Source organism: Paraburkholderia sp. A1RI_3L (genome assembly GCF_048957895.1).
Taxonomy (GTDB): domain Bacteria; phylum Pseudomonadota; class Gammaproteobacteria; order Burkholderiales; family Burkholderiaceae; genus Paraburkholderia; species Paraburkholderia kururiensis.
In genome coordinates this window covers 17357-29220 of sequence record NZ_JARCHA010000003.1, presented here as the reverse complement: position 1 = coordinate 29220, position 11864 = coordinate 17357, and the positions used below count along the sequence as shown (strand labels likewise).

Sequence of the window (11864 nt, the reverse complement as noted above, 5' to 3'; positions counted from 1 at the left end):
TCGCGCATTCATCTACCTACTGGAACGACGATGCTATTCGTACGCCCCGCGCGACTGGCTGATCTGGACGCGATCGCCCACATGGCACGCACCGCGCAGCCGGTGCTGCATTCGCTGCCGCACGACCGGCAGGCGCTGGAGGCGCGCATCGCGCTCTCCGAAGATTCGTTTCGCGCCGACGTCGATTTCCCCGGCGAAGAGTTCTACCTGTTCGTGCTCGAAGACAGCGAAACGGGCAGCCTGCTCGGCACGGCGAGCATCGTGGCGGCCGCAGGCTACTCCGAACCGTTCTACGCGTTTCGCAACGACGCGCTGATTCACGCGTCGCGCGAACTGCACGTGAACCGCAAGATTCACGCGCTCACCATGTCGCACGAACTGACGGGCAGGAGCCGGCTGGCGGGCTTCTATATCGAGCCGTCGCTGCGGGCAACGGCGGCGGCGCATTTGATGTCGCGCGCCCGCATGATGTACATCGCGGCGAACCGCAAGCGCTTCACGCCCGAGGTCTTCTCGCTGCTGCTCGGCGTAACGGACGAATCGGGCGTGTCGCCGTTCTGGGAAGCGGTGGGCCGCAAGTTTTTCGGGCGCGACTTCCGCGAGATCGAAGTGGCCTCGGGCGGGCGCAGCCGCACCTTCATCGCCGAAGTCATGCCGAGCTATCCGCTCTACGTGCCGCTGCTGCCTGAAGCGGCGCAGCGCGTGCTGGGCGAGCCCGACGAGAAGGCGCTGCTCGCGTGGGAGATTCATCTGGAGGAAGGCTTCGAGACGGACCGCTTCGTCGATATCTTCGACGCCGGCCCCGTACTTACGGCGCAGGTGGATCGCACGGCGTCGGTGCGCAGCAACGAAACGCGTGCGGTGCGCGAAGACGGTGAAGCGTCGGCGAGCACCGCAGCGTACCTCGTGGCCCGCAACCATGCCGACGACTTCCGCTGCGTGCTGGCCGAATTGCCGGTGCCAGTGGAAACCCACAGCCACGCGAGCCGCAGCGATGCATGCACGAGCCGTCACCGCGGGGAGGCAAACGCACCGCTCACCGCCGCCGCGCGCGCGGTACTCGGCGTGCAGGAAGGCGACGCCGTGCGCTGCGTGCGCCTGCATCGCGACGAAGAAGGCGCGGAAGATGCGCAAGACACACAAGACAGCGGCCCCTACCCAACCAGGGATGAACCGATGGGAGACGCACCATGATCGTCGTTCGCGTCGTGCAGACGGGCGATGTGGACGCGCTCGTCGGGCTCGCCCAGGAAACGGGGCCGGGCCTCACCACGTTCAAGCCGGACCGCGAGGCGCTCGCCGCGCGCATCGCGCGCGCTCTGCGCACGATGGAAGACCGCGCCGAGCCGTACGAGAAGGGCTACTTCTTCGTGATGGAAGACACGGCCACGGGCGACGTGGCGGGGGTCTGCGGCATCGAAACCGCCGTGGGCCTGCAGCAGCCGTTCTACAACTACCGCGTGAGCACGGTGGTGCACGCGAGCCAGGACCTCGGCATCTGGACGCGCATGCGCGCGCTCAACATCTCGCACGACCTCACGGGCTACGCCGAAGTCTGCTCGCTGTTCCTCTCGCCGCGCTATCGCACGAGCGGTGTGGGCGGGCTGCTTTCGCGTTCGCGCTTCATGTTCATCGCGCAGTTTCGCGAGCGCTTTCCGCAACGCATCTGCGCCGAATTGCGCGGCCATTTCGATGCGGACGGCACCTCGCCGTTCTGGCGCGCGGTGGGCTCGCACTTCTATCAGATCGACTTCAACGCCGCGGACTATCTGAGTTCGCATGGCCGCAAGGCGTTTCTCGCGGAGCTGATGCCGCGCTATCCCGTCTACGTCGAACTGCTGCCCGAGGAGGCGCAACGCGCCGTGGGCCTCACGCACAGCGACACGCTGCCCGCGCGCCGTATGCTCGAAGCCGAAGGGCTGCGCTACGAGAACCACGTCGACATCTTCGATGCAGGTCCGGTGCTCGAATGCCATATCGCGGACCTGCGCACGGTGCGCGAAAGCGTGGTCGTGCCGGTGGAGATCGTCGCGGCACATGAGCCTTCGAGCGCTGCCGCGGAGGTCCGCTCGCTGGTATCGAACACGTCGCTTGCCGACTTTCGCGTGGGCGTTGCGCCGGGCGTCGTGGAAGACGGCGTGTTCCGCCTCTCGCCCGACGAAGCCGCCGCGCTGCGCGTGGCCGCGGGCGACCCCGTGCGCGTGCTGCCGCTCAAACAGAAACAGGGATGACTATGAACGAGCTTTTCATCGACGGCGAATGGGCCGCCGCCAGCGGCCCCGCCTTCGCCTCGCGCAACCCCGGCACCGGACAGACCGTGTGGGAAGGCCGCAGCGCATCGGCTGAAGACGTGGACTATGCCGTGCGTAGCGCGCGCCGCGCGTTCGCCGCGTGGTCGCACACGACGCTCGACGAGCGTTGCGCGATCGTGCGCCGGTTCGCCGCGCTCATCAACGAACGCAAGGAAACGCTTGCCGAAGCCATCGGCCGCGAAACCGGCAAGCCGCTCTGGGAGGCGCGCACGGAAGTGGCGTCCATGGCGGCCAAGGTCGAGATCTCGATTCAGGCCTACCACGAGCGCACCGGCGAAAAGCGCACGCCGATGGCCGACGGCGTGGCCGTGCTGCGGCATCGTCCGCATGGCGTCGTGGCTGTGTTCGGTCCGTACAACTTCCCGGGGCATTTGCCGAACGGGCACATCGTGCCGGCGCTGATCGCGGGCAATACGGTGGTGTTCAAGCCTTCGGAACTCGCGCCCGATGTGGCGCGGGCCACGGTCGAAGTGTGGCAGGCCGCGGGCTTGCCCGCGGGCGTGCTCAACCTCGTGCAAGGCGAGAAGGACACCGGCGTGGCGCTCGCGAGTCACCGGCAGATTGACGGCCTGTTTTTCACGGGCAGCTCGAACACGGGCACGCTGCTGCATCGCCAGTTCGGTGGGCGCCCCGAGATCGTGCTCGCGCTGGAGATGGGCGGCAACAACCCGCTCGTGGTGGCGCCCGTGGCCGATCTCGACGCGGCCGTGCATCACACGATTCAGTCCGCGTTTCTCTCGGCGGGGCAGCGCTGCACCTGCGCGCGCCGCATTCTCGTGCCGCGCGATGCGTTCGGCGACCGCTTCGTCGAACGCTTTCGCGACGTGACCTCACGCATCGAAGTGGGCGAGTACAACGCCGACCCGCAACCGTTCATGGGCGCCGTGATCTCCGCACGCGCCGCGGCGCGGCTCGTGGAGGCGCAGACGCATCTGCTCGCGAACGGCGCCAAGGTGCTGCTGAAGATGGAACAGCGCGACCCGTCGCTCGGCTTCGTGAGCCCCGCGATTCTCGACGTAACGAACGCGAGCGACCTGCCCGACGAAGAGCACTTCGGCCCGCTCGCACAGATCGTGCGCTACGCGACGTTCGAGGAAGCGATGGAGCGCGCCAACGATACCGCCTACGGTCTCTCGGCCGGCCTGCTCGCCGACGACGAAGCGCTCTGGGCGCGTTTTCGCGGCCAGATTCGCGCGGGCATCGTCAACTGGAACCGGCCGACCAATGGCGCCTCGAGCGCCGCGCCGTTCGGCGGCACCGGGCGCTCCGGCAACCATCAGCCCAGTGCGTATTACGCGGCGGACTACTGCGCCTACCCGATGGCGTCGGTGGAAAGCGCCGAGCTGCACATGCCCGCGAGCGTTTCGCCGGGCCTTCATTTCTGAGGATCGACGCGATGCAAGCCTTTGAAGCGAATTTCGACGGACTCGTGGGGCCCACCCACAACTACGCCGGGCTCTCGTTCGGCAACGTGGCGTCGAAGAACAACGAGAAGTCCGTTGCCAACCCGAAGGCCGCCGCGAAGCAGGGCCTGCGCAAGATAAAGCAGCTCGCGGACCTTGGCTTCCAGCAGGGCGTGCTGCCGCCGCAGGAGCGGCCTTCCGTGCGCCTGTTGCGCGAACTGGGTTTCTCGGGCAACGAAGCCGCAATGATGGCGCGCGCCGCGAAAGACGCGCCCGAATTGCTCGCCGCCGCCAGCTCGGCCTCGGCGATGTGGACCGCCAACGCCGCGACGGTGAGCCCGTCCGCTGACACGCACGACGGCCGCGTGCACTTCACGCCCGCGAACCTGTGCAGCAAGCTGCATCGCGCCATCGAACACGAATCCACGCGCCGCACGCTGCGCGCCATTTTCGCGGACCCGGCGCATTTCGAAGTGCACGACGCGCTGCCGGGCACGCCCGCGCTGGGCGACGAGGGCGCGGCGAACCATACGCGTTTTTGCGCCGAATACGGCTCGCACGGCGTCGAGTTTTTCGTCTATGGCCGCAGCGAATACCGGCGCGAGCGCGAGCCGAAGCGTTACCCGGCGCGTCAGAGCTTCGAGGCGAGCCGCGCTGTTGCGCATCGCCACGGGCTAGACGAAGACGCGACTGTCTTCGCCCAGCAAAATCCGGACGTGATCGACGCGGGCGTGTTCCACAACGACGTGATCGCCGTGGGCAATCGCCACACGTTGTTCTGCCATCAGCGCGCGTTTGTCGAGCAGCAGCAGGTGTACGACACGCTGCGCGAGAAGCTCGCGAAACTCGGTGCGCCGTTCGAGGTGATCGAGGTACCCGAAGCGGCGGTGAGCGTGGAAGACGCCGTGTCGTCGTATCTGTTCAACAGCCAGTTGCTCACGCGTGCGGACGGCCGTCAGGTGCTCGTCGTGCCGCAGGAGTGCCGCGAGAATGCGCGCGTGGCGACGTATCTGGATGGTCTTGCCGCAGGCAGCGGTCCCATTGATGACGTGCTGGTTTTCGATCTGCGCGAGAGCATGAAGAACGGCGGCGGCCCCGCGTGCCTGCGCCTGCGCGTGGTGCTCAACGAAGCGGAGCGGGCGGCGGTGGCGCCGGGCGTGTGGATCGACGACGCGCTGTTCGGGCGGCTCGATGCGTGGATCGAGCGGCACTATCGCGACCGGCTTGCGCCCACGGATCTGGCCGACCCGCATCTGCTGGTGGAATCGCGCACGGCGCTCGACGAACTCACGCAGATTCTCGGTCTCGGTTCGCTGTATGACTTCCAGCGCTGAGCCGGGCGGGAGGCTTCACTTGAGCACGCACGGGGGCACGCCGGCCGAGATGCTCGGAGACTTCCTCGCGTTCACGCTGGCGGGCCGGCGTCTCGCGTCGCATGAAGCGCAGGGAGCCACTGCGCACGGCGTGCGCTGGCGCTGGCACGACGAAGGCGTGCTGCAACTCGAACCCGCTGACAACGCGAGCAGCGGGCGCAGCGTCGTCGCCTCGGCGGGCGTGCATGGCGACGAGACTGCGCCCATCGAACTGCTGTCGCGGTTCGTCAGCGACATCGCAACGGGGCGCGCCGCGCTGGCGTGTCGCCTCCTCGTCGTGCTGGGCAACATTGCGGCAATGCGTGCTTCGTGCCGCTATCTCGACGACGATCTCAACCGGCTCTTCAGTGGGAGGCACGCGCAACTTGAAGCAAGCCGCGAGGCGCCGCGCGCCGCCGCGCTCGAACGTGCAGCAAACCGCTTCTTCGACGATGCGCCCACCGCACCGGGCGCGCGTTGGCACATCGACATGCACACGGCGATTCGCGCCTCCGTATTCGAGCAGTTCGCGCTGCTGCCCTACACGGGTGCGCCGCCCACGCGCACGATGTTCGAATGGCTCGCCGACGCGCGCATTGCCGCCGTGCTCATTCACACGGCGAAGGGCGCGACCTATTCGCACTACACGGCCGAACGTTGCGGGGCGATAGCGTGCACGCTGGAACTTGGCAAGGTGCGGCCCTTCGGTGCGAACGATCTCACGCGCTTCGCGGGCGCGGACCTCGCGCTGCGGCGGCTGGTGAGTGGCAGGACCGGCGAGGCTGCGGCACCGCTGCCGCGCGTCTTCACCGTGATCGACCAGATCACGAAGCAAAGCGAAGCGTTCGAACTCTTTCTCGCGCCCGACGTGCCCAACTTCACGCCGTTCGAAAAGGGCACGCTGCTCGCGCGCGACGGCGATTACCACTACGCGGTGCGCCACGACGAAGAGCGCATCGTGTTTCCGAATCCCACTGTGAAACCGGGGCTGCGCGCGGGATTGCTCGTAGTCGATACGACGCGTGAGACGCTGGCGTCGCTGAGTTGAGGCGATTGGCTTCGGCGGTCCGCTTCTTTGGCTCGATTTCTATTGCTGGACCTTCATCGCTGGACTTCAGTCGCTGAGCGTCGATCGATCTCGTTCGCCCTCACGCGGATCGTGCCGTTACAAGCCTTGTAGAGCCTTGCCTGAGCGCGACGCGAAATTGCATCTTCGTGAGACGGTGCTTGCGCGCTTCGAAGTGCTGAGTCGGGCGGCCAGATTTGAATTCCGCGCCATCGCCTTTGCTGGCTCAGGCACCGATACGAACCACGCATCTGTAGAATCACGCGCTCGCCGCTGTTGCGGCGCATCACAATGGCGTGCCGCATTTGAGCGGACATTTTGTCGTTGCGATGCTGCGCTACCGGAATCGGCCGATGTCAGCTCGTGCCGCTTCCGGCCGCACGAACCGTTTGTGTTTTCGTATCCATTGACCCCGCAAAGGGCGCCTTCATGAAATTGAACTCGAAATTGAACTGGAAGAGTATGGCCGCCGGCGCGTTGTTCGGCGCGGCAGCACTGGCAACGAGCGGCGCGATGGCCGCCGAGATCAAGGAAATCCGCTTCGGCCTGGAGGCGTCGTATGCGCCGTTCGAGTCGAAGACGCCGGCGGGTGACCTGCAAGGCTTCGACGTCGATGTTGGCAATGCCGTGTGCGCGAAGCTGAAGGCCAAATGCGTGTGGGTCGAGAATTCGTTCGACGGCCTGATTCCCGCGTTGGAGGCACGCAAGTTCAACGCGATCAACTCGGACATGACGATCACCGACCAGCGGCGCCAGGCGATCGACTTCACCGATCCCATCTACACCATCCCCAACCAGATGATCGCGAAGAAGGGCAGCGGCTTGCAGCCCACGGCGGCGTCGCTGAAGGGCAAGCACGTGGGCGTGCTGCAAGGCACGATCCAGGAAACATACGCGAAAGCGCGCTGGGCGCCCGCAGGCGTGGACGTCGTGCCTTACCAGACGCAGGACCAGATCTACGCGGACCTCGCGGCGGGCCGGCTGGATGCTTCGTTCCAGGACGCCGAGGCGGCATCGAAGGGGTTCCTCAGGCGTCCGCAGGGCGCAGGCTTCGAGTTCGCCGGACCGCCCGTGAGCGACGAAAAGCTGCTGGGCGCGGGCGTGGGATTTGGCGTGCGCAAGGGCGACAAGGTGCTCAAAGATGCGCTGAACGGCGCGCTCAAGGAGCTGAAGGCCGATGGGACGATCGATCGGCTGGCGGGGAAGTATTTTGATGTGAAGGTGGTGGTGAAGTAGGGTTTGCCTGTTGGTTGAAGAGCAGTGAGGATGGCCGCGGGAACGCGGCCGTTTTTTGGGGGAATGGCGCTTGACGGACGCTTGGCGGACCCCTTAACGGACTCCTTAACGGACCCTTCGCAGATGTCCGTTGGCTCGGCAAGCTAATCACGGCTCGTGCGCGGGTAACGGACGTCTTCGACCGCTTTACGCCCTGGCTTGCTTTGCCGGCGCCGCCTTCGCGGCTGTACCGTTCAGGCCGTGAGCATATTCAATCTGCGCACGGGTCTTTCACTTTCACTTCATTGCTTGACCCTGAGTAGTTGATCGCCGTGCGGCGGCGGTGCCGAAGACTAATATCGCCTTTGGCGCTGAAAGCTCAGCGTTGCCGGTAGCCGGGACAACGAAGGTCGGTACCGCAAAGCGGTCGCGAATCATGGGAGGGAAGGGCCTTGGTGCGCTTCGCCTCCCATTACATCTTGTTCCGCTTCTTTGGGCAGCCTCGTAACCCAATGGAATCAAAGCGCCTGTACCTGCACCACCTGTCCTGGCTGGCCCGCCACCTGAGGTGCGATCACCAGATAGCGTCGCGTGCCGTCCGTTTGCGCATCGTTGACCGAAACCACCTGGCGGATCTGCCCTATGGCATTCACGATGGCGGAGCCGGCCGGGTTCGTCATGAAGTTTGCGAGGCTCTCGATCGCACCGCTGCCGTCTGGATTGTTCGATAGACCCAAAACGTAGGGCTGTTTAGGGTTGAGGCCGGTCACAGAGGCCTGCAGAACCTGGAGCAGTCCCTGGTCGAACAGCGCCACGCTGGTCGGCGACTGCCCGGACGATTGCGCTTTCGAACCTGCCGAAACCATTTGAATGTGCGCCGTCTTGCCCGCAACGCCCAGCGGTTGCAGATTCTGCGTACCGTCGCCATCCGGCACCGCGTCGGGCACATAGGTTACGGCTTGCGGCGCCTGACCAATCGGCACCTGCGCGATCACCTTGTTGGTGGTCGTATCGATTGCGGCGAGGGCATCGCCGTTTTCCAGTCCCACGTAGATACGCGAACCATCGCCCGATGGCCAGAGCCCGTGCGGCAGGTTGCCGACGGGAATCGTCGCGACCTGGGCGTAGTTGTCGGTCCGGAAGACCTTCACCTCATTGAGGCCACCCACCGTCACGTACGCGAACATACCGTTGGCGTTCCTGACGATATTCACGTGGTTCGTAATGGGACCCGTGTCGAGTGTCTTGAGCAGCCTGAACGGCGGCTTTGCTTCGAATACCTGCGTGCGGCCCACGTCCTTGAGGGTGAACCAGACCTGCTTGCCGTCCGGCGTCGCCGCGATGTTCGGGCAAAACGGGCTGTCCTGCTTCACCCTGGCGACGATCTGATGATCCGCAACCGATACGACGTCTGTTTCCGGGTTGAACGACGAGCAGACATAGCCGTACTTGCCGTCGGGCGAGAAGATCTGCATGCCGGGGCCGGCCGGGGTCGTGATCCTCGTCTTTTCCTCGAATGTCTTTCCGTCGAGCACCGCGACGTAGTTCTCGCCGCGCACCGTAACCCAGACTTCCTTGCCATCCGGCGTAAAGAACGCTTCGTGGGGCGAACGTCCTACGTACGTCACGTGTTTGACCGCATTTGTTGCGGTATCGATGAACGACACGGAGTTGGACCCGATCGACACGACAGCGAGCGTTTTGTGGTCGGGCGAGAAGCCCATGCCGTGCACCAGCACCTGGCCGCGATAGAGCGGACTGAAATTACCCGGCGAAGGGTCGCCGAGGCGAATCACGCCGAGCAGCCGGTTGTCGGCCGGGTCGGTTACGGAGACGGTGTTTGAAAACTGCTCCGCCGCGTACACGCGATCGTGGTGACTTACCGGCACGTCCGGCACAGATGCTGCGCCGGGTGCCTGGCCGGCGAATGTGGCAGTGGACAGCGCAAGCGCGATTGTGCCCGCGAGCGTATCGAGCCGGAAAAAGCGAGGTTTCATCAGTTTTCCCTGGTGGGTGACATCTGGCCTGAGTGGTTCATCTGCATGTGCATTGCGCTATTGCTGTGCGCAGCACTTGCTGTCGACGCGGCGCGAGTGGCGCCGATCTGGTCAGGAGCCGGGACCGATGGCGGAAGCGTCTGCCCCAGCGCCATACGCATCGCTACGATTTCCTGCTGTTGCTCGACGACGATCTCCTGCGCGATACGGCGCAACTGCTCGTTCTTGCCGTAGCGCAATTCGGCCTGCGCCATGTCGATGGCGCCCTGATGGTGCGGAGCCATCATCGCAACGAAGTCCCGGTCGATGTCGCCGGTGGGATTGACGGTCATGGCGTCCATCATCTTCGTCATGGCGACGTCGTTCTCCTTCAGATAGGCCGCCTCCGGCCCGGGTACCAGACCCGCTGCCTGATCGATCTGAGGGAGCGCAGTGAACAGCAGAAGGGCCGCGGCCTGCGGCCATGGCCTAAGGGATCGCATTCATCATCTCCTCATGGGTGGATGTTGCTGCAGGGCGAACACGGCCCACGAGGCTTTATTCCTGCGATGGAAAACAATTCATAGAGATACGGGCAGGACTGCTGCAGGAAAAGCAGCCGCCCAATTCGACATGACAATTTGATATTCCGCCGCTACCACAGATGTATTTTCTGTATGGCAAGTAGCGCTCTACATGGCATTCATCCAATGCCTTTGAAGAAGACACTGTGATGAACACGAAAGCGTATGGCGCATTGGACCTGCAACCGCGTAAAGACCCATCCCCACCCTCAACCTCCCTCCCACTGTGCCGTAATCCAGAACGTGATGTCGCAATGTATCCACGCAAACGTAAGCGAATCGAAGGCACGTAACGAGACGAAAGCGGCATGGAAAAACAGGTCGAAACCACTAGCCATCCGCTGCCAGCACCCAACCCGCCAGGATAGAATTTGACCTTGTTTTCGCGGCCCGCAAACGGTTCACACCTGGCCCGCACGCAAGCGGTGTCACACCGCATCGAAGCAAGCACGCAAGCACCGCGATACACAGAAAAGCCGCACACACCACCACAAAGACTCACACGAACACCAAGGCGCGACGCGCTTCCCGGGGGACCGCAATGACGACAAGAGCAGCCGCAAGGGCAGGGGCCGAGACGGGCGAAGAATCGGGCCGCGAACCGGGCAAGCAGCACGGCGGCTACGAAGTGGAGTTCGCGCGCCAGCCCATTCTCGATCGCGACGGCATGCTCTGCGCGTTCGAGTTCAAGAGCCGCATCGTCGCGCCCGAGCATGACGACAGCGACGACGATGACGATACCCCCGAGCTGCGTCTCGCCCGCCGCGAACGGCGTGCGGCGGCCGCGTTCATCGAGGCGCTCACGCATCGCGACGTGCGCGGTGCGCTCGCCGGCCACGCGGGTTATGTCGACGCAACGCGCGCGATGCTGCTCGACGAACTGGTGCAACGCATTCCGCCCGAGCGCTTCACGTTCGAACTCGCGCCCGACATCGAAGTGGACAGCGAACTCATCGCGCGTCTCGTCACGCTGCACGCGCGCCGCTATCGCTTCGTGCTGGACGCGGTGACCCAGGCTGACGAAACGCTTGCGAAGCTGCTGCCCTACGCGGAGGCGGTCAAGATCGATCTGCGGCTCATTTCGCGCGCGCTATTGCCGAAATTCGCGAGCGTGCTCAAGTCCGCGGGCAAGCTGCTCATTGCGCTCGGCGTCGACTCGCAGGCCGACTTCGAACTGGCACGCGACCTCGGCTTCGACCGCTTCCAGGGCTATTTCTTCGCGCTGCCGCATGCGTCCAGCACGCGGCGGCCCAGCGCGCCGCGTCACGCGCTGCTCAACCTGCTGAAGCTGCTGTCAGCGGACCCCACGGTCGCGCAGCTCGAAGCCGAACTGAAGCTGAACCCGGTGCTCGTCATGCACCTGATGCGCCTCGCCAATTCGAGCGCATTCGGTCTGGGCCACAAGGTCACGACGTTGCGCGAGGCCATCAACGCCACGGGCACGAATCGCATTGCGCGCTGGACCCAGCTGCTGCTCTATGCCGACGGCCGCAAGGTCTCGCTCGAAGACGATCCGCTCCTGCAACTCGCCGCTACGCGCGCGCGTTTCATGGAGCTGGCGGTGGGTCAGTTGCCCGATGCGGGCCGCGACGAGGCCGACGCGGCGTTTCTCGTGGGCGTGTTTTCGTTCGTCGATGCGGTGTTCGGCGGCACGCTGGAAAGCACGCTCGACGCACTCACGATGTCACGCACCATCCGCGAGGCCATTCTGCATCGCGAAGGCCCGCTGGGACGCCTGTTGACGGTGGTGGAACGGCTGGAGCGCGCGGCGTGGGACGAGGTCGATGCCGTCTGCGCGGAGCTTGCGCCTTTCACGACGCGCGACGCTGTCGCGCTGGCGCTTGCTGCCGGCGAATGGGCGGGCATGGCGGACCATCATGCCGAAGCGGAAGGGTTGGAGCGGATCGAAGACTGATCGGTCGATCCGTGGAAGGAATGAGTCACTGAGAGGAAAGC

Annotated in this window: 9 protein-coding genes; 7 read left to right on the top strand and 2 right to left on the bottom strand. The window is 64.9% G+C overall.

Annotated elements, in window-relative coordinates:
* Nucleotides 1-30 precede the first annotated feature (30 nt).
* The 6 genes from aruF (at nt 31) to PXJ20_RS09965 (ending at nt 7369) form a co-directional block, all read left to right on the top strand.
* A complete protein-coding gene (gene aruF, locus PXJ20_RS09990) occupies nt 31-1194 on the top strand; it encodes an arginine/ornithine succinyltransferase subunit alpha (RefSeq protein ID WP_421029484.1) in 1164 nt (387 codons plus the stop codon).
* Nucleotides 1191-2231 carry an arginine N-succinyltransferase gene (gene astA / locus PXJ20_RS09985; RefSeq protein ID WP_421029483.1) on the top strand — a complete coding sequence of 347 codons (1041 nt, stop codon included), beginning with the start codon at nt 1191-1193 and terminating at the stop codon, nt 2229-2231. Before aruF ends, astA begins: the two co-directional genes overlap by 4 nt.
* A gap of 2 nt (nt 2232-2233) precedes the next feature.
* A complete protein-coding gene (astD, locus tag PXJ20_RS09980; protein WP_421029482.1) occupies nt 2234-3697 on the top strand; it encodes a succinylglutamate-semialdehyde dehydrogenase in 1464 nt (487 codons plus the stop codon).
* 11 nt (nt 3698-3708) lie between these two features.
* Nucleotides 3709-5049 carry an N-succinylarginine dihydrolase gene (gene astB / locus PXJ20_RS09975; RefSeq protein ID WP_421029481.1) on the top strand — a complete coding sequence of 447 codons (1341 nt, stop codon included), beginning with the start codon at nt 3709-3711 and terminating at the stop codon, nt 5047-5049.
* Entirely contained in the window at nt 5033-6115 is a 1083-nt protein-coding gene (astE, locus tag PXJ20_RS09970) for a succinylglutamate desuccinylase (RefSeq protein ID WP_421029480.1), read from the top strand. The genes astB and astE overlap by 17 nt, the downstream gene beginning before the upstream one ends.
* Before the next feature lie 447 nt (nt 6116-6562).
* Entirely contained in the window at nt 6563-7369 is an 807-nt protein-coding gene (locus PXJ20_RS09965) for an ABC transporter substrate-binding protein (protein WP_421029479.1), read from the top strand.
* Between the two features lie 497 nt (nt 7370-7866).
* On the opposite strand, the gene PXJ20_RS09960 is transcribed toward PXJ20_RS09965, so the two are convergent.
* Nucleotides 7867-9345: a YncE family protein gene (locus PXJ20_RS09960; RefSeq protein WP_126876211.1), complete on the bottom strand. Its 1479-nt coding sequence runs from the start codon at nt 9343-9345 to the stop codon at nt 7867-7869.
* Nucleotides 9345-9827: a DUF305 domain-containing protein gene (locus PXJ20_RS09955; protein ID WP_126876212.1), complete on the bottom strand. Its 483-nt coding sequence runs from the start codon at nt 9825-9827 to the stop codon at nt 9345-9347. The genes PXJ20_RS09960 and PXJ20_RS09955 overlap by 1 nt, the downstream gene beginning before the upstream one ends.
* Before the next feature lie 622 nt (nt 9828-10449).
* On the opposite strand from PXJ20_RS09955, the gene PXJ20_RS09950 reads away from it, so the two are divergent.
* Complete coding sequence (locus tag PXJ20_RS09950) at nt 10450-11823, top strand: EAL and HDOD domain-containing protein (protein ID WP_411828912.1); 1374 nt, start codon at nt 10450-10452, stop codon at nt 11821-11823.
* The last annotated feature ends 41 nt before the right edge of the window (nt 11824-11864 follow it).